Here is a 17,649-nt window from a genome sequence, read left to right on the forward strand (position 1 = left end):
AAGGTTGACGAATGACGCGGGCGCGAGGAGAGTCGTGCGATGCGACGTTCACTACGAGCGCTGGTCGTCGGATTGGTCGCGGCCGGCTCGATCACCCTGCCCGCTGACGCCGCAGTGCGGGACGGCGCGGTGTTCAACGATCCGCGCACTCCGGGGCAGCAGCGCGTCATCGTCGACCACCTGCGGTCCCTGATCAAGGGCGCCGCCGTGGGCTCGACCGTCTCCATCGCGATCTACCACTTCAACGACGCCGGGGTTCTCGGCGAACTCGTTGCCGCGCGGGACCGTGGTGTGAAGGTTCGCGTGGTGCTCGACAGCACGCACTCCGCGAAGCCCGCCGCCGTCGACCTCGTGAAGAAGCTCGGCACCGACCGCTCGATGCCCTCGTGGGCTGTCGTGTGCACCAAGGGGCGCGCGTGCATCGGCAACGCCGGCACACCGATCATGCACAACAAGTTCTTCCTGTTCTCCGACACTTCGGGCTCGAAGAACGTCGTGATGCAGGGCTCCGCGAACCTCACTCCGGGCAACGCGACGAAGATGTGGAACAACGCGGTGACCCTCGCCGGGAACACCGGGCTCTACAACTCGTATCTGCGCTACTTCACGGATCTGGTGGCGCAGAAGAAGAACAACGACTACTTCCGCTCAGACCTCAGCGGCAACGCAAAGACCTACTTCTTCCCGCGTGCGGGCTCCGACACCATCACCAACGTGCTCGGCAACGTGGACTGCGCGGGCGGCACCATCATCCGCGTGGCGATGTGGAGCTTCACCCGCGACGGCATCGCCGCGAAACTCCGCTCGCTGGCGGACAAGAAGTGCCGCGTCGAAGTCGTCTACACCAAGCTCGACGCGGGCAGCGCGGCTCATCTGAAGAACCACCCCCGCATCACCGCGAAGAAGATCCCCGGCGACTTCATCGTGCACTCGAAGTACATGCTCATCGAAGGCACCTACGCCGGGCAGAAGCACAGCAAGTGGGTCTTCACCGGCAGCCACAACTACACCAACGGCGCCCTGCACGAGAACGACGAGGCGTTGCTGCGCCTGCACTCCGCGCCCCTCCACGACCAGTACCGCACCAACTTCACCACCCTCAACACCCTTAAGCCCTGAACGACCCGTTTGGTGCGTTGAGCGCACTAAACGACCCGTTCAGCGCCCTCAACGCACCAAACGGGGCTTTCGCGTAGCCCGGAGCCGCGCGTGGGTCTTACGCGCTGAATGACTCATTGAGGTACTTGAGCGCCCTCAATGAGTCATTCAGCACGCTCAACCACACAAACGCGGCATTGGCGGGTGGGGTCAGGAGTCGGCGGAGAAGCGGAGGCCGCCGTCGGGGAGCTGCACTCCGGGCCACAGGCGGACGCCGTCGCGCAGTTCGCAGTTCGCGCCGACCACGGCGCCGTCGCCGATCACCGCGTCCCGAACGACCGCGCCGTCACCGATGCGCGCGTGCGCGCCGATGACGGACCGCTCCACCACGGCACCCGCGCCGATCACCGCGCCCTCGAAGACCACAGCGCCGTCAACGCGCGCGTCCACGCCGAGCTGGCAACCGGCGCCGATCGTCGAACCGCCGGTGACCGTGGCACCTTCGCGCAGCACAGCGCCGTCGAGCACGATCGCCTCACCGGCAGGCTTGGGCAACGCGGCCGACGGGGCGATGCCGCGCGCGAGGTCGGCCGAGCCCTGCACGAACGCGGCGGGAGTGCCGAGGTCGAGCCAGTAGGAGGCGTCGACGTGCCCCTGCACCCGCGCTCCGGCGGCGAGCAGCCCCGGGAATGTTTCGCGTTCAACGGAAACCTCGCGCCCCGCGGGGATGGATTCGAGCACCGATCGGCGGAACACGTAGCAACCCGCGTTGATCTGATCGGTCGGCGGGTTGTCGGTCTTCTCCAGGAACGCCGTCACCCGGCCGTCCGCGTCGGTCGGGACGCAACCGAACCGGCGCGGGTCCTCGACCTTTACCAGGTGCAGGGTCACGTCCGCATCGGCTTCGCGGTGGGTGTTCAGCACGGCGCCGAGGTCCACCCCGGACAGGATGTCCCCGTTGAAGATCATCGCGGTGTCCCCGCGCAGCCGGTCGGCGACGTTGCGGATGCCGCCGCCGGTGCCGAGCGGGACCTCCTCGACCACGTACTCCAGCTCCAGGCCCAGGTGGGAGCCGTCGCCGAAGTGCTCCTCGAAGACCTCCGCCTTGTACGAGGTGCCCAGGACGACGTGGGTGATCCCGGCCGCGCGGATGCGGGAGAGCATGTGCGTGAGGAACGGCACACCTGCGGTCGGCAGCATCGGCTTGGGTGCGGAGAGCGTCAACGGCCGCAGCCGGGTGCCCTTTCCGCCGACGAGCAGGACGGCGTCAACGCTCATGCTTCTCGCTCCTTGGGTGGCTGACGGATGCCCGGCGAACGAATACTCTGGCAGATGCCGAGCACGATAGGTTGAGGCCCACCAGGACCCGGCGGTAGGAGAGGTCAGCGAAATGGACCCCCGCGAACGCGCCGAGGAGCTGCTGGCGCGCGCCAGGGCACGAGGCTCCTTCGTCGTCACGCCCGACGACGCCACCTCCCCGATGGACGCGGCGAACACGGTGCAGATCCCGCGCATCGTGATCGCGGCCAACGATCCGCGCGGCTCCGACCCGGAGTCGACGATGGTGCTGCCCCAGGGCGGGCGGCCCGTGCGCTACCCGCAGCAACAGCACCCCCAGCACCGCACCGAGCAGTTCCAGCAGCCGCGCCAGGGGCAGCAGCAGGGCCAGACGCAGCGGATGCCGCAGAACCAGCCGACGCAGCAGCTGCCGCAGAACCCCCAGCAGCAGGTGCCGCCGCAGCAGCAGCACCCGTACCCGCCCCAGCAGCGGACCGATCCCCATCCGCAGCAGCAGAACTGGTCCTAGCGCGCGCCGCGGACCTCCAGCTTCAGGCGCAGTGCCAGGCCCGCTTTGATCGCGAGGCGGACGGGCGCCCAGAGCGGGCCGGGGTGGCGGTCGGCGAGGTAGCGGTAGGCGCTGTCGTGGTGCGCCGCCAGCATCTTCGGCTTGACCTTCGCCGTGGAGACCCCGCCGATGTGCACGACCTCGGCGGAGGGCACGTAGACGTTCTGCCAGCCCTTGCGGGTCAGCCGGTCTCCGAGGTCGACGTCCTCGAAGAACATGAAGTAGCGCGGGTCGAACCCGGCGACCGAGTCGAAGGCCTCGCGCCGCATCAGCACGCACGAGCCCGACAGCCATCCCGCGACGCGCTCGCGAACGGCCTTGTCCTCCTGGCGGTACTGCCTGGTCCAGGGGTTGCCCGCCCAGACCTTGCCGAAGAGGGCGTGGCCGATGCCCCGTCCCAGCTCAGGCAGCAGCCGCGCCGACGGGTACACCTCGCCGTCGGGCTCGCGGATCAGCGGCCCGAACGCGCCGCCCCTTGGCCACCGCTGCGCCGCCTGGAGCAGCTCGTCCAGCGAACCGTCGCCCCACTCCAGGTCCGGGTTGGCCACTACGACCCAGCCCACCGAGTCCGGCAGCGCCGCCACCCCTCGGTTCGCGCCACCGCCGTAGCCCAGGTTGCCGCCCGTCGGCAGGAACTCGACGTTCGCCCGCTCGGCGGCCGCCGCCTCCGGCACCCCGTCCGTTGAGCCGTTGTCCGCGAGCACCACGCGCACGTCGCGGCTGGTCGCCTTGGCCAGCGTGTCCAGGAATCTGCCGAGGGTCTCCCCCGGCGAGTACGTCACCGTGATCACGCCGAGCTCGTCACCGTAGGACTTGGGTTCGCGGGTCACGGGGTCACATTCTGCACCTCCGCGCGAGCCGCACTTCGACCGCTCCCAAGGCCCGACCCGCGCTCAGCGCCCCAGCTCTCAGCAGCCTGCCGCTCAGCCGCCTGCCGCCGACATCGGCACACCCGAGCGGCTCCGCCCAGCCCGCACCCGAGCACTCACCCCACGTTCGCGGTGCTCACAGCCGCACTCCGCGCGGACGAGGGTGGCTTTCGTACGCCCGGGGATCCCCCCGATTCCAGCATCGCTCCGAACGCCGACGCACGCCAACCACTGGCACCCCCTGGGCGGAATCCCTCTCACCCCACCACCCACTGTCCACAGTGGACTTTTGTGTACCCAATGTGGCATTTGTTTCGCCAGAGGTAACCAATGCCGCATTGGTTACGTACCCAACGGGGGCGGAGTGCGGCGGTGGCAGGGCCGGAGCGCGGACGTGCGGAGCGGTCGGTGGCGAGCGCGCGGGAGCGTGGGTGCGCGCCAATGCCGCGTTTGTGTGGTTGAGCGTGCTGAATGAGTCATTGAGGGCGCTCAAGTACCTCAATGAGTCATTCAGCGCGTAAGACCCACGCGCGGCTCCGGGGTACGCGAAAGCCTCGTTTGGTGCGTTGAGGGCGCTGAACGGGTCGTTTAGTGCGCTCAACGCACTGAACGGGTCGTTCAGGGCTTCTGAGGAGATCTGAGGAAGCGGGGTTAGCGGCCTCGGCGGTGGATCACGGCGGCTCGGGCGTAGGCGTCGCGGTGTTTGGCGGCGCTGGCGGCCCAGGTGAACTCCTTGGCGCGGAGCTGGGCGGCGGCGGACAGCGAAGCGCGGCGTTCGGGGTCGTCGAAGAGGTCGGAGAGGGCGGCGGCGATGTCTCCGGCGCCCACGCCGCAGTAGGCGACGGCGTCGCCGCCGACCTCGGGGAGGCTGAGGCGGCGCGTGGTGAGCACGGACGCCCCGCACGCCATGGCTTCGAGCATGGGCAGGCCGAAGCCCTCGCCGAGGCTGGGGTAGCAGACGAGCTGGGCGCCGCCGAGGAATCCGGCGAGGTTGTCGAAGGGCAGGTAGCCGGAGCGGATCACGCGCAGGCGGTGCGGGACGGAGTCCAGGGCGCGCTCGACCTGGCTGTCCCACCCGGGCTGACCGGCGAGCACGAGCGCGGGCGGGTTCGAGCGACCGCGACAAGCTCGGGCGAAGCCGCGGATGAGCGCGGGAACGTTCTTGCGCGGTTCGAGGGTGCCGAGGAAGGCGACGTACTCGGAGTCGCGCAGCGAGAGGTCGTCGCGGACGCGCTGCACCTCCTCCGGCGCGGGCGGGTGGAAGCGGTCGAGCTCGACGCCGTGCGGGGCGATGTGCAGCGCGCGCGGGTCGGCTCCGGCGACGCGGACCAGCTCGGAGGCGGTGGCGCGGCTGGGCACGACGCAGACGGCGGCGCGGCGCAGCGAGGTCCTGGTCCAGGCGCGGAAGAAGCGGGCCTTCACGGAGGAGTGCAGTGTCACGTCGGTGAAGAACGTGGCGTCGTGCAGCGTGACGACGGACGCGACGGGGTTGGCCAGCGGAGCCGTGTAGTGCGGCGAGTGGACGACCTGCACGTTGAGCCTGCGGACGAGCCCGGGCAGCGTCGCCTGCTCCCACGTGAGCCGCGAGGTCCTGGTCGCGACGGTCTCGGTGGCGACGACGACGCGAGCGTTCGGTGCGAGCTTGCCGTACAGCTCGGCGTCGCGCGGCTGGCAAACGACGGTGATCAGGGAGCCGTCAGCGTCCAGTGCGGCGACGAGCGCGTCGACGTAGCGGCCGACCCCGCCGCGGTCGGCGGGCACGGAAGTGGCGTCGATGAGCACGCGGGGATCGGGGAACACCACCCGGGTAGCCTAATCCCGTGCGCGCTCGCACACGTCGGCATTCGGGGATTCGGATACGGCGGGGAGCACGGGAAGACGATCAAAGACCTGATCAGGTGATCTTCGCGCGCGCCGCCGCGTAGCACCGTTGGTGCACTTGCCAAGCCAACTGCGCCGCTCTTTCCCAGCTGTGGTCCTGCGCGCGGAGCCGTCCCGCCTCGATCATCTCCGCGGCACGGGCCGAGTCGGTCAGCACGGTTCGCACGGCGCGGGCCAGCGCGGCGGAGTCGTTCCGGGGCACGGAGATCCCGGCTCCGCCAGCCACTTCGACCAGCGCGGGCGCGTCGGAGTGGACCACGGGAACCCCTGCGGCCATGGCTTCGAGCACGGGCAGCCCGAACCCTTCGGCCTGGCTCGGAGCAACGAGGGCGGATGCCCCGTGCAGCAGCACTCCAAGATCCGCGTCGGTCACCGCGCCGAAGTGCCGCACCCGCCCAGAATCCAGCCCCGCCGCGCGCGCGAGCGCGGTCAGGTCGACGCCGCCCCACCCTTGCGCGCCGACGACGAGCAGCGGCACGTCCTCGACATCGGCCAAAGCCTTGATCAGCACGTCGAGGCCCTTGCGCGGCTCCACGGTGCCCACCGCCAACAGGTATCGGCGCGGCACATCGAGGCGCCGCACAACGGCTTCCCGAGTCGTTTCGGTCGGCGCACTCAGGCTCGCCGGAACGCCTTCGCCGATCACTTGGACGTCCACCGGGCCGGGCGCGTGGCGACGGAGGTCGGCGGCGACAGCGGCGGTCGGGACGACGATGGCATCAGCGCGCGAAACGGCTCGCGTGATCATGCGCTGGTGCCAGCTCGCTCCACGCCTGGTCAGCGTCTCGGGGTGGGTCCACGGCACGGTGTCGTGCACGGTCACGACGAGACTCCGCCCGCGTTTCGCGCGCGGGGGCGCCAGAGGGGTCGGTGCGTGCACGGAGTCGCCGCCCGGCCACAACGGCAGCCCCTGCTCCCACGCTGCCGTCAGCGCGCGTCTGGGCAGGCTGAGCACGCGCGGTCCGTTGGCGCCGGGGACGATCGCCGAGCCCGGATCGGCGTGCCGCGCGACGACGGTGCTGACCTCCCAGTTCTCGGGCGCGGTCGCCGCGAGCGCGCGCACCAGCTCCCTGGTGTACCGCGCGGTCCCGCCAGGCACGGGCGCCAGCAACTGCTCCGCCACCACAACCAACTCCGGCATGCGGGTACTTTCCCAGGGTGGGCGGTGTGCGGAGCACGGTGGTCGTCGTGACGTGGCGGGGGCGCGAGCACATCGAGGCGTGCCTTGACGCCCTCAGCGCCCAGGATCGTCCACACAGGACACTCGTGGTGGACAACGCCTCCGACGACGGCACCGCCGAGCTGCTGCACGGCGTGGAAGTATTGCGGCTCAACAAGAACGTCGGTTACGCGGGCGGGATCGCGGCGGCGCTGCCCCGCGTGCGCACGGAGTTCGTGGCCTGGCTCAACGATGACGCCGAGCCGGAGCCAGGATGGTTGGAAGCACTTGAAAGCGCGCTCGACGCGAGCCCTCGCGCGGCGGCTGCCAGTTCGGTCCTGCTCACCCCGAACGGCGCGGTGCAGTCGACCGGCGTGCGGCTGACCCACGACGGCCACGGCGCCGACATCGATCGCGAAACCGAAGAAGTCTTTGGGTTCTGCGGCGGAGCGGTGCTGCTGCGAACGCGAGTCCTCCGCGCGATCGGCGGCGTTCCGGCGAGCTTCTTCTGCTACTACGAGGACACCGACACGGCGTGGCGGCTCCGGCTCGACGGACACGAGATCGTCCCGGCTCCGAGCGCGCGCGCACTCCACCTGCACGGTGTGAGCACGCAGCCCGGATCGCGGAGCTTCCACCTGTGGAACGAGCGCAACCGCCTGCTCATGCTGCTGCGCTGCGCTCCGACCGGCACCGCGTTGCGGCAGCTCGCCAAGTTCGCGGCCTTGACCTTCGTGCTGCCGCTGCGCAGGTCAAGGCCGGACGCGCTGAACTTCTCCGTCCGGCTGCGGTTGCGCGTGCTCGGCGAGGTGCTGGTCCGCCTACCGAGAACGCGGCGCTTCGCCGACTCCGCGCGGCGACGCGAGGTGTGGGCCCGCTGGGCGGGTCACACTTCGTAGCGCTCGACGCCGTAGTGCTCCGACAGCAGCGCCTTGACCAGGCCGTTCGGGTCCTTGACCGGGCTGGTCGGGTCGAGTGCCATCAGCAGCATCGGCTCGGCGGGCAGCCCGAGGGTCGTCGGCATCACGTAGTCGTGCACCGGCAGCACCTCGCCGCCGATGGACTCGTAGAAGGCCAGCGCGGTGCTGCGCGCGTCGTGCTGCGGCGAGCCCGGAGCGGCGCGCTCGGGCAGCTGCGCCTCCCACAACAGGCGGCGCGGGGCGACGTTGACCGCGAGGTACTCGGTCAGCTCGGTCCACATCCGGCGGCCGAGGCCCTCGCGCCTGCGGTCGGCGGCGATCGCGAAGTACCTGAGGAAAGTCCAACCCGATCGGGGGAGCACGCGGACGGCCGCGAAGCCAACCGGCTCCTCGTCGAACATGCCGGCGACGGCGATCCGATCGGAGCCCTTCCCGCCGTCGAGCTCGTCGATGGACAACCGCAGCCAGTCGGGATATGCCTGCTCAAAGATGTCCTGGACGACATCGAACTGGTCATCCGACAGCTCGTGCAGCGGCCGGATCCGAAGCTGGCCCATCACTGCCTCCCTACCTGGGTGCGCAGGTCACCATACGGTGAGCGCCAGATCACGTGGCGTTGCACCCGGCTCCCAATAGTGATCAACGCCGGATAGGGCAGGCTTATGCCCTCACGAACACGGCGGGAAGGAGCAGGACGAGTGGGGACAACGCCTGTATCCGTGCTCGACCCCGCAAGCGGGTCAGCGGTGGTCTCCGTGGTGGTGGTCAACTACCGCGGAGTCGAGGACACCCTCACCTGCCTGCGCGCGCTGCGCACGGACCTGGACTACCCGAGCGACCAGCTGGAAATCATCTGCGTCGACAACGCCTCGGGTGACGGCTCCGCCGAGCGGCTGCGCGCCGAGCCCGGCGTGCGACTGGTGCAGGCCCCGGCCAACCTGGGCTTCGCGGGCGGCTGCAACCTCGGCGTCCAGCACGCCAAGGGCCAGGTGCTGGCATTCCTGAACAACGACGCCCGCCCGCACCGGAACTGGGCGCGCGCGGCGGTCGCGGTGCTGGCGGCGGACCGCACGATCGGCGCGGTCGCTGGCAAGGTGCTCGACTGGGACGGCAAGAAGATCGACTTCGTCGACGGCGGGCTGGCCTGGTACGGCGCGGGCTACAAGCTGCACGGCGGCCAGCCCGATGACGGCAGCCACGACGCCGCCAAGGACGTGCTCTTCGGCACCGGCTCCTCGCTGTTCGTGCGCGCGGAGGTCTTCCGCGAGCTGGGCGGCTTCGACGAGCGCTTCTTCATGTTCTACGAGGACGTGGACCTCGGCTGGCGGATGAACCTGCGCGGCTGGCGCGTCCGCTTCGAGCCGCGCTGCATCGCCTACCACCGGCACCACGCCTCGATGTCCACTGTGGACAATTCGCGCGAGGCGTACCTGTTGGAGCGCAACGCTCTCGCGGCGCTCTACAAGAACGTCGAGGACGAGACGCTGGCGAAGGCGCTGCCCGCCGCGCTCGCGCTGACCGTGCGCAGGGCGACCGCGCGCGGCGGTGTCGACCCGGAGCAGCTGGAGATCACCCGCAAGCCCGACGGCGCCGACCTGACGGCTCCGGTGGAGGTCCCCAGGATCACCCTCGCCGGAGTGCTGGCGATCGACCGGTTCGTCGAGATGATGCCGTCGCTCAAGGCCTCCCGCGAGGTCGAGCAGGCCGCGCGGCGGCGCTCCGACCGGGACCTGCTCCCGTTGATGCGCAACGCGATGGAGCGCGCGTCGCCAGAGATCCCGTACCTGCTCGCGCACGACGCGCTGGTGGAAACCCTTGGCGTCGACGAGATCTACGGCCGTCCGCGCAAGATCATGGTGATCACCGCCGACTCGATCTCGAAGAAGATGGCCGGTCCGGCGATCCGCGCGTGGAACATGGCGGAGGTGCTCGGCCGCGAGCACGAGGTCCGCCTGGTCACGCTGAACAAGCACTGCCAGCCGCCGGAAGCGCCGTTCCCGGTGCGCTACATCCCCCCGGCGAAGATGCACCAGCAGACGCCGTGGGCGGACGTGATCGTGCTGCAGGGCCACGTGTTGGAGATGCTGCCGTGGCTCAAGACCTCCGAGCAGGTCCTGGTCTGCGACGTCTACGACCCGATGCACCTTGAGCAGTTGGAGCAGGGCAAGGACCTCGACGCGGGCCAGCGCGCGCACGTGGTCGACGTGGTCACCACCGTGCTGAGCAACCAGTTGGAGCGCGGCGACTTCTTCCTGTGCGCCTCGGAGCGGCAGCGGCACCTGTGGCTGGGCCACCTCGGCGCGATCGGGCGGCTCACGCCGATGCTCTACGACGCCGACCCGACCGTGCGCTCACTGCTCGCCGTGTCGCCGTTCGGCCTGCCCGCCAAGCCCGCCGAGCGCACCGGCCCCGGACTACGGTCCACTGTGGACGGTATCGGCGAGTACGACAAGGTCATCCTGTGGGCCGGTGGCGTCTACTCCTGGTTCGACCCGCTGACGCTGGTGAACGCGGTGGATCGCTTGCGGCACAAGCGAGACGACGTGAAGCTCTGCTTCCTCGGCATGCGCCACCCGAACCCGGACGTGCCCGAGATGGACATGGCCACCCAGACCCGGCGGCTCGCTGAGCAGCTGGACATCGTGGGGCGCCACGTGTTCTTCAACGAGGGCTGGGTGCCCTACGACGAGCGGCAGAACTGGCTGCTGGACGCGAACTGCGGCGTCACCACGCACTACGAGCACGTGGAGACGACCTTCGCGTTCCGCACCAGGACGCTGGACTACCTGTGGGCCGGGCTGCCGATCATCACCACCGACGGCGACGCGTTCGCCGACATGGTGCGCACCGAAGGGCTCGGCATCGTCGTCCCGGCCGAGGACCCGCAGGCGCTGGCCGACGCGCTGGAGAAGGTGCTCTACGACGCGGAGTTCGCCGCGCGGTGCTCGGAGAACATCGCCGTGGTGCGCGAGCGGTTCACCTGGGAACAGGTTCTGGCTCCGCTGGTGGAGTTCTGCCGCAACCCGCTTCCCGCCGCCGACCGCAGGACGGGTGCTCCGGCGCCCGCCGTGCTGCCGGTCGGGGTGGCGCAGCGCGTGCGCAGGGACGTCACGCTGGTGAAGGAATACCTCGAAGCCGGTGGAGCCGCTGAGGTCGCCAAGCGCGCTTCCGGGCGCCTGCGCCGACTGGTGCGCGAGAGATTGCGGGGCCGTTGATGGCTGAGTTGCGGGTCCTGCTGGACGGAAACCCGTTGTTGGGCGACCGCACGGGTGTCGGCCGCTACACCTCCGCGCTGGCCGAGGAACTCGCGTCGATGGCCGAGGTCCAGGTCCGCGCGGTGGCCTTCACCACGCGCGGCTGGCGGCTGCTGCGCGCTGTCGTGCCGCACGGTGTGAAGGCTCGCGGTCTGCCGGTGCCCGCGCGGGCGCTGCGCGCGTGTTGGCTGAAGTCCTCGCTGCCGCCGATCGAGCTGTTCGCCGGGACCACCGATGTCGTGCACGGCACCAATTTCGTGCTCCCGCCGTCACTGCGGGCTGGCGGGGTGCTGACGATCCACGACCTCGCGTTCCTCGACGCGGCCGACGAACTGTCCCAGGTGGAGAGTGACCTGCCCGAGCTGGTCCGCGTCTCCGCCAAGCGCGCCGCCGTGATCGTCACGCCGACCCGGGCCGTCGCCGACGTCGTGCACGAACGGCTCCGCGTGCCCACTGACAAGATCGTCGTGACCCCGCTCGGCGTCGACCCCGCGTGGTTCGTCGCTCAGGCCCCGAGCCTTCCGCTGCGCCGACGCCTGAAGCTGCCGGAGAGCTACGTGCTCTACGTCGGCGCGGAGAACCCCCGCAAGGGCTTGCCGAACCTGTTGAAGGCGCACGGGGCCAGTGCCGCTCTGCCGCCGCTCGTGCTCGCCGGGCCCGGTCCCGCGCGCGTGGACGGTGACGTGATCCGCACCGGCTACCTGTCCGAGCTGGATCTGCGCCGCGTGGTGGCCGGGGCGTCCGCTCTGGTGCTGCCGTCGCGCGATGAGGGCTTCGGCCTGCCCGTGCTCGAAGCGCTCGCGTGCGGTGTGCCCGTCGTGTGCTCCGATGTGCCGTCACTGCGCGAGGTCGCTGGTGGACAAGCGATGCACGTCCCCGTCGGCGATGTCGAGGCGTTGACCGACGCCCTGGAGACCGTCGTCAAGTCCTCCGCAGACGCCGCCACCCTCGCCGCCCGCCGCACCCGCGCCGCCGAGTTCACCTGGCGCCGCTGCGCCGAACTCACCGTCTCCGCCTACCACCGCGCCGCCCCCTGACCCCACTTCTTGTGTACCCAATGTGGCATTTGTTGCGTCTGACGTAACAAATGCCACATTGGGTACACACCTGTCCACTGTGGACGCTCCGGCGCGGTGACACGATTTCCACCCACCCCACCACCACCGCTCGCCCCACCACGCGAATCCGAGCGACACTTGAAGTGGGGGGGGATCCCCAGGCGTACGAAAGCCACCCTCGCCCGCCGATTCCCCGGCGCGGGCCGTACTTAGGTGAGGGGGCGGAGGAGGAGGCAGCCGGTGGGGTGGACGGTGGCGGAGTGCTCGGGGAGGACGAGGGTGGTGGAGTCCATCTCCACGATGATCGCGGGGCCGACGATCACGTTGCCCGCCAACAGTTTCGCCCGGTCGTAGATACGCGCGTCCACGGGGCGCCCGCCGTGCCAGATCTCGGTGTGCGCGACGAGAGCGGTCACGGGGACCTCCTCGCCGGGCGGCAGCGCGGTGGGTGCGACGAGCAGGCGCGGTCCCTGGGCGACGAGGTCGATGCGCACCAACTCGGCGGAAGCCGACGCGGACGATGGGAAGCCAAGCGCGCCAAGGGGATCGGCTGACGCGAGCACGGCATCGGTGAGGTGGACGGAGAACTCCCGGCCCTCCGAGCGGAGCACGGCCGAGCGGCACAGGGTCTGCTCGGCGCGCGTGACGCCGAGGTCCTCCAAGCGGTGGCACACGGACTTCTCCAGGTCGTCCACCAACGCCCTGAACTCACTGTTATCGATTGCATCGAGGGGACGGCGAACGAGTGCGGAGTCCTCGTCGCGCAGGCCCGCGGTCGCGTCGCCGTGCGCGCACAGCACCCCGGGAGCGGGCGGGACGATCACCGGCCAGCTGCCGGTCAGCACACCGATCGCGTTGGCGTGCAACGGTCCCGCGCCACCGTAGGCGAGCAGCGCGAAGTCTTTGGGCTCGGCGCCCTGGCGCACGCTGACCAGGCGCAGCGCGGCGGCCATGTTCTCGTTGACGGTCTCGACGACCTGTTCGGCGGCCTCGAAGGAACGCGAGATGCCGAGGTCGTGCGCGAGCCCCTTCAACGCCCGGCGAGCCGCGGCGCGGTCGAGCATGATCTCTCCGCCCGCGAGCTTGCCGGGCAGGTGGCCGAGCAGCACGTTCGCGTCGGTGACCGTGGGCTCGTCGCCGCCGAGGCCGTAGGCGACCGGCCCGGGGCGCGCTCCGGCGGACTCGGGACCGACCACGAGCTCACCCTGCTCGTCGACGAGGGCGATCGAGCCGCCGCCCGCACCCACGCTGCGCACGTCGACGCTGCTGGTGCGAACCTCCAGCTTGCCGACGATGGCCTGCTTGGCGAGCCGGGGCCGCCCGTCGCGGACCAACGTGATGTCGGTGGAGGTGCCGCCCATGTCGAAGGTCAGGAAGTCGCGCAGCCCCAGCTGTTCGGCGAACCAGCTCGCCCCGGCGACCCCACCGACCGGGCCGGACAGCAGCAGGCCGAGCGGGTGGTCCGCGGCGCGGTCGGGCATGGTCTGCACGCCGTCGCCGCGCAGGATCGACAGCGGCGCGGTGATCCCGGCCCCGTCGAGCACCTCACCGAGGTCGGCGAGGTAACGGGAGACCGAGGGCCGGACGTAGCTGTCGGCGACGGCCGCGAGCGCGCGCTCGTACTCCTTGGGTTCGGCGATCACGCTGGCGGACAAGGAGATCGGCAGGCCGGGCAGTTCCTCGGCGGCGATCTCGGCGAGCACCCGTTCGTGCACGTCGTTGGCGTAGGAGTTGAGCAGCGAGATGGTCAGCGCCTCGATGCCGGAGCCGCGCAGCCCGCGCAGCGCCTCCCGCGCGCCCTGCACGTCCAGCGGACGCACCACGCGCCCCTCGGGGTCGACGCGCTCGGCGACCTCGATGGTGTTCTCCATGCGCGCCAACGGTTCCGGCTTCGGCCACTGCACCCAGCCCGCGAGCGGGCCCGGCAGGTAGGAGCGGGCGATCTGCAACATCCTGCGGAAGCCGTGGGTGGTCACCAGGCCGACGCGCGCGCCCTTGCCTTGCAAGATCAAGTTGGTGGCCAGGGTCGTGCCGTGCACCACCCGGCTGACCTCGCCGGGGGCGATCCCGGCCTGCTCGCAGACCAGCGCGATGCCCCTGCGCACGCCGAGCCCGGCGTTGTCGGGGGTGGAGGGAGTCTTGACGCGGAACGTGCGGCCGGTGACCTGGTCGACCAGCAGCACGTCGGTGAAGGTGCCACCGACGTCGACGCCGAGGCGGTACCCCATGGCGTGTCTACTCCTCATCCCTCGACCGGCCCGCGAGCACCCGCCGCGCCGCCAGCACATGAGAACGCATCACCGACTCCGCCCATGCCGGGTCCCTCGCTCTGAACGCGTGCACCAGCTCGCTGTGGTGGGCGACGCTGCGCTGGAGGTCCTCATGGGTGTATCGGTGAAAGGTCTGGAGCACAAGGGGCAGTTGGATCACGGCGTTGAGCATCGTGACGAGCCGCGTGCTGGAGGCGGCGCGCCGGATGATGCCGTGGAACTCGGCGTTGCACGCGGCGATCCGCTCCACGTCGCCGGAGTGTACGGCGCGCGCCATGTCCTGCCGCAGCTCGTCCATCCTGCCCAGCTCGCCGTCGGAGATCCGCGAGGCGGCCCGTGCCGCCGCGAAGGACTCCAGCAGGATGCGCAGCTCGTAGATCTCGTCGAGGTCCTCGTGCGACCAGCTGGTCACCCGGGCGCCCCGGTGCGGCAGCACCTCGACCAGGCCTTCGACCTCCAGCCTGCGCAGCGCCTCCCGGATCGGGGTGCGGCTGATCCCCAGCGCCTCGGCCAGCTCGACCTCGCCGAGCCGTTCACCGGGCGGGTAGCTGCCGTCCAGGATCGCCGTGCGCACGACCTCGTAGGCCTTCTCGGCCGCCAGAGCCACTTCAGTCACCACCGTCGTCGACGCGGTCGGTCCCCAGCCTACCGATCTTTTGTATGCAAATTAGAGTCCAATTCGGCTTGACACAACTGTCTGCGGAAATCAATCCTTCAACCAGCCAGGAAGTTGTATACAAGGGCGGGTCGATGCGCAGCGTGGAGTTGATCGAGGTCGGGCCCAGGGACGGCCTGCGGAACGAGTCGCGCCCGCTCACCACCGTCGACAAGATCGAGCTCATCGAGTGCTGCGTGTCCGCCGGGCTCCGGAGGATCGAGGCCGTCAGCTTCGGCAACCCCGAGCGGGTCCCCCAGCTGGCCGACGCCGAGGACGTGATGGCGTCGGTCCCGAGGGTCCCCGGGGTTTCCTACGCCGGACTGGTGCTCGACCGCAAGGGCCTCTACCGCGCGCTGGCCGCCGGGGTCGACGAGATCAACGTGGTCGTGTCCACCACCGAGGAGTTCAGCAGGCGCAACCTGGGCATCGGCGTCGAGGACGCGCTGCGGGCCTGGACGGAGATCGCGGCCGAGGCGGTGAGCACCGGCGTCCGCACGACGGTGACCATCGCGACGGCCTTCGGCTGCCCGTTCAGCGGCGAGGTCCCGACGGAGGAGGTCATCGGCATCGCCCGGCGCATCGCCGAGGCCCGCCCCGACGAGATCTGCCTGGCCGACACCATCGGCGTCGGCACTCCCGACCAGGTGCGCGCGCTCGCCACCGGAGTGCGCGCGGTGGCGCACGGGGTGCCGCTGCGCGGTCACTTCCACAACACCCGCAACACCGGGTACGCGAACGCGCTCGCGGCGCTGGACTGCGGTGTGACGACCCTCGACGTGACTGTCGGCGGGATCGGCGGGTGCCCGTACACGCCGTCGCCGCACGGCAACATCGCCACCGAGGACGTGCTGTACGCGCTGGACCGGATGGGTGTGCGCACCGGCGTGGACATCAACGCGGTGCTGGAGATCTCCGCGTGGCTCTCCGAGCGCTTGGGCCGCGAAGTTCCCGCGCTCCTGGGCCGCGCGGGCACCTTCCCGCCGACCACCTGAAGCGCCACCCGGGTTCCCCAGTCTTCAAGACCCCCCAACCCCCGAGTCGATCATCGTTGACCGCCCCCAACCCTCGCGGGGTTTGCCGTGGTTAACGATGATCGTTTGGGGGGTTTGTCGTACTTGAAGACTGTGGAACTTCGGCGGGTCAGGTGGAGCGGGCGAAGAGGCCTCGGATGAGGGAGAGCAGTCCGCCGAGCACCGCGGCGCCGCTCACCAGGATCACGCCACCGACGATCACGTAGATCAGCGTCGCGGTCCACTCGCCCGCACGGTCGCCGCCGTCGCGCTGATAAGACTCCGGCGCGGGCAACCACGAGTACGGCGGTGTGGTCACGCGAACAACGCGCACGGACTGCCCGATGTCCTTCGCGGTCAGTTCGCCACCGTCGAACTCACGGGTCTCGCGGGTGCCGTTCTCCCACGACACCTCCGCGGTGCACCGTGCGTACTTCCCGAAGCCGTTGGAGCTGACCGGTCCTACATCCGCGCAGGACTGCGTGACGGCGGTGCCGCGCAGGTCGCTCGCGCCCGGGTTGGGCAGACGGTTCGCGGTAAGGGCGGTGTTGGCCAGCAGGTACCCCAACGCGCCTACCACCACGACCATCAGCAGTGTGCCGGTCAGCTTGGTCCAGCCCGCTTTGCGCCGCTTGGGCTTCGACGTGGACTCCGCCTCGGGCTGCTTGCCCCACTTCGCCATGCGCGCGCTCCCCGGTGTCGCTGTCAGTACGTGATCAGGATCGCAGCGCTTCCCCGTGCTGCGCGAACGCAGCGGCCAGTGCTTCACGCCACGGGCGCAGCGGGCTCAGTCCAGCCTCCTGCCACGCGCGCTGCGACAGCACCGAGTACGCGGGCCTGGGCGCGGGGCGCGGGAAGTCCGCTGTAGTGCACGGAGAAATGCGCGTGGGGTCCGCGCCCAGCTCTTCAAAGACAGCGCGCGCGAAGCCGTACCAACTGGTCTCGCCACCGCCCGCCGCGTGCAAGACGCGCTGCTTCGGGCCCTCCGTGCGCGCGGCCAGCTCCAACAGGCCACGGGCGAGATCGGCCGACCACGTCGGACAACCCACCTGGTCACCGACAACGGTGAGCTTGTCGCGCTGGGCCTCCAACTTCGCCATCGTCTTCACGAAGTTGCCGCCAACCGCGCCGTAGACCCATGCCGTGCGCACGACCCACGCCTCAGCGCCCGAGTCGAGCACCGCGCGCTCCCCCGCGAGCTTCGTGCGGCCGTAGGCGGTGCGCGGGTCGGTCGTGTCGCTGGGCTCGTAGGGGCTCGTGGCGTCGCCGGGGAACACGTAGTCCGTGGACACGTGAAGCAGCCGCACGCGATGTTCGGCGCACGCGGCTGCAAGGTTGCGCGGGCCGTCCCCGTTCACTTCGAGCGCACGGGCCTCATCGGTCTCCGCGGCGTCCACGGCGGTGTAAGCAGCCGCGTTGATCACCACGGGCCGCAGACCCGCGTCGCGCGCCGTGGTGGCGAGCGAGCTGACCGCGTCGGCGACCGCCTCACCGTCGGTGATGTCCAGTTCGGCGGAGCCAGGCGCGTGCACGAACCCGGCACCCGCGGCCTCAGCCAGTGCGGAGATGTCCGCGCCGAGCTGGCCGCGACCGCCGGGGACGAGGAGAGCGAAGTCGGTCACGCCG

General features: G+C 70.3%; 15 protein-coding genes. 6 read left to right on the plus strand and 9 right to left on the minus strand.

The features are described from left to right. The first annotated feature begins 39 nt into the window (after positions 1–39). Complete coding sequence (locus ABD798_RS04030) at positions 40–1,119, plus strand: phospholipase D-like domain-containing protein (RefSeq protein WP_344871123.1); 1,080 nt, start codon at positions 40–42, stop codon at positions 1,117–1,119. A 189-nt stretch (positions 1,120–1,308) separates the two neighbouring features. Here ABD798_RS04030 and manB read toward each other — a convergent pair whose 3' ends face one another. Next, complete coding sequence (manB, locus tag ABD798_RS04035; protein ID WP_344871124.1) at positions 1,309–2,376, minus strand: mannose-1-phosphate guanylyltransferase; 1,068 nt, start codon at positions 2,374–2,376, stop codon at positions 1,309–1,311. A gap of 112 nt (positions 2,377–2,488) precedes the next feature. Here manB and ABD798_RS04040 point away from each other — a divergent pair, with 112 nt between their 5' ends. Further along, positions 2,489–2,905 carry a hypothetical protein gene (locus ABD798_RS04040; protein WP_344871125.1) on the plus strand — a complete coding sequence of 139 codons (417 nt, stop codon included), beginning with the start codon at positions 2,489–2,491 and terminating at the stop codon, positions 2,903–2,905. On the opposite strand, the gene ABD798_RS04045 is transcribed toward ABD798_RS04040, so the two are convergent. The 3 genes from ABD798_RS04045 to ABD798_RS04055 all read right to left on the minus strand — a co-directional run bounded on the left by ABD798_RS04045 (position 2,902) and on the right by ABD798_RS04055 (position 6,835). After that, the gene (locus tag ABD798_RS04045; RefSeq protein WP_344871126.1) at positions 2,902–3,774 is read right to left on the minus strand and encodes a glycosyltransferase family 2 protein; all 873 of its coding nucleotides are present in this window, start codon (positions 3,772–3,774) and stop codon (positions 2,902–2,904) included. The genes ABD798_RS04040 and ABD798_RS04045 overlap by 4 nt on opposite strands. 690 nt (positions 3,775–4,464) lie before the next feature. Continuing rightward, positions 4,465–5,595 (minus strand): glycosyltransferase family 4 protein, encoded by a 1,131-nt coding sequence (locus tag ABD798_RS04050; RefSeq protein ID WP_344872838.1) that lies wholly within the window; start codon positions 5,593–5,595, stop codon positions 4,465–4,467. A gap of 112 nt (positions 5,596–5,707) precedes the next feature. After that, the gene (locus ABD798_RS04055) at positions 5,708–6,835 is read right to left on the minus strand and encodes a glycosyltransferase family 4 protein (RefSeq protein WP_344871128.1); all 1,128 of its coding nucleotides are present in this window, start codon (positions 6,833–6,835) and stop codon (positions 5,708–5,710) included. 17 nt (positions 6,836–6,852) lie between these two features. Between ABD798_RS04055 and ABD798_RS04060 the strand changes: the two genes are divergently transcribed. After that, the gene (locus tag ABD798_RS04060) at positions 6,853–7,752 is read left to right on the plus strand and encodes a glycosyltransferase family 2 protein (RefSeq protein WP_425549156.1); all 900 of its coding nucleotides are present in this window, start codon (positions 6,853–6,855) and stop codon (positions 7,750–7,752) included. On the opposite strand, the gene ABD798_RS04065 is transcribed toward ABD798_RS04060, so the two are convergent. Continuing rightward, positions 7,740–8,330, minus strand: coding sequence for a GNAT family N-acetyltransferase (locus tag ABD798_RS04065; RefSeq protein ID WP_344871130.1), 591 nt, complete (start codon positions 8,328–8,330; stop codon positions 7,740–7,742). The genes ABD798_RS04060 and ABD798_RS04065 overlap by 13 nt on opposite strands. A 141-nt stretch (positions 8,331–8,471) precedes the next feature. On the opposite strand from ABD798_RS04065, the gene ABD798_RS04070 reads away from it, so the two are divergent. Together ABD798_RS04070 and ABD798_RS04075 are read left to right on the plus strand one after the other, a co-directional pair. After that, complete coding sequence (locus ABD798_RS04070) at positions 8,472–10,988, plus strand: glycosyltransferase (protein WP_344871131.1); 2,517 nt, start codon at positions 8,472–8,474, stop codon at positions 10,986–10,988. Next, positions 10,988–12,064, plus strand: a complete 1,077-nt coding sequence (locus ABD798_RS04075) for a glycosyltransferase family 4 protein (protein ID WP_344871132.1) — start codon at positions 10,988–10,990, stop codon at positions 12,062–12,064. The genes ABD798_RS04070 and ABD798_RS04075 overlap by 1 nt, the downstream gene beginning before the upstream one ends. Before the next feature lie 230 nt (positions 12,065–12,294). Here the strand turns inward: ABD798_RS04075 and ABD798_RS04080 are convergent, their stop codons facing one another. Together ABD798_RS04080 and ABD798_RS04085 are read right to left on the minus strand one after the other, a co-directional pair. After that, entirely contained in the window at positions 12,295–14,313 is a 2,019-nt protein-coding gene (locus tag ABD798_RS04080) for a hydantoinase/oxoprolinase family protein (RefSeq protein ID WP_344871133.1), read from the minus strand. A gap of 7 nt (positions 14,314–14,320) precedes the next feature. Further along, positions 14,321–14,962: a GntR family transcriptional regulator gene (locus ABD798_RS04085; RefSeq protein ID WP_344871134.1), complete on the minus strand. Its 642-nt coding sequence runs from the start codon at positions 14,960–14,962 to the stop codon at positions 14,321–14,323. A gap of 143 nt (positions 14,963–15,105) precedes the next feature. On the opposite strand from ABD798_RS04085, the gene ABD798_RS04090 reads away from it, so the two are divergent. Further along, on the plus strand, positions 15,106–16,005 hold the full coding sequence (locus ABD798_RS04090) for a hydroxymethylglutaryl-CoA lyase (protein ID WP_344871135.1): 900 nt from the start codon (positions 15,106–15,108) through the stop codon (positions 16,003–16,005). 148 nt (positions 16,006–16,153) lie between these two features. Here the strand turns inward: ABD798_RS04090 and ABD798_RS04095 are convergent, their stop codons facing one another. After that, on the minus strand, positions 16,154–16,705 hold the full coding sequence (locus tag ABD798_RS04095) for a DUF6346 domain-containing protein (protein ID WP_344871136.1): 552 nt from the start codon (positions 16,703–16,705) through the stop codon (positions 16,154–16,156). Positions 16,706–16,739: 34 nt separating this feature from the next. After that, positions 16,740–17,645, minus strand: a complete 906-nt coding sequence (gene rfbD / locus ABD798_RS04100) for a dTDP-4-dehydrorhamnose reductase (protein WP_344871137.1) — start codon at positions 17,643–17,645, stop codon at positions 16,740–16,742. Positions 17,646–17,649: the final 4 nt, after the last annotated feature.

This window comes from Allokutzneria multivorans (assembly GCF_039537405.1).
In the GTDB taxonomy this organism is placed as follows: domain Bacteria; phylum Actinomycetota; class Actinomycetes; order Mycobacteriales; family Pseudonocardiaceae; genus Allokutzneria; species Allokutzneria multivorans.

Excerpts from the sequence above, each read along its gene's own strand:
- ABD798_RS04090 (WP_344871135.1), top strand. The coding sequence starts at position 15,106 with ATGCGCAGCGTGGAGTTGATCGAGGTCGGGCCCAGGGACGGCCTGCGG.
- ABD798_RS04080 (WP_344871133.1), bottom strand. The coding sequence starts at position 14,313 with ATGGGGTACCGCCTCGGCGTCGACGTCGGTGGCACCTTCACCGACGTG.
- ABD798_RS04065 (WP_344871130.1), bottom strand. The coding sequence starts at position 8,330 with ATGGGCCAGCTTCGGATCCGGCCGCTGCACGAGCTGTCGGATGACCAG.
- ABD798_RS04055 (WP_344871128.1), bottom strand. The coding sequence starts at position 6,835 with ATGCCGGAGTTGGTTGTGGTGGCGGAGCAGTTGCTGGCGCCCGTGCCT.
- ABD798_RS04095 (WP_344871136.1), bottom strand. The coding sequence starts at position 16,705 with ATGGCGAAGTGGGGCAAGCAGCCCGAGGCGGAGTCCACGTCGAAGCCC.
- ABD798_RS04075 (WP_344871132.1), top strand. The coding sequence starts at position 10,988 with ATGGCTGAGTTGCGGGTCCTGCTGGACGGAAACCCGTTGTTGGGCGAC.
- manB (WP_344871124.1), bottom strand. The coding sequence starts at position 2,376 with ATGAGCGTTGACGCCGTCCTGCTCGTCGGCGGAAAGGGCACCCGGCTG.
- ABD798_RS04040 (WP_344871125.1), top strand. The coding sequence starts at position 2,489 with ATGGACCCCCGCGAACGCGCCGAGGAGCTGCTGGCGCGCGCCAGGGCA.
- ABD798_RS04030 (WP_344871123.1), top strand. The coding sequence starts at position 40 with ATGCGACGTTCACTACGAGCGCTGGTCGTCGGATTGGTCGCGGCCGGC.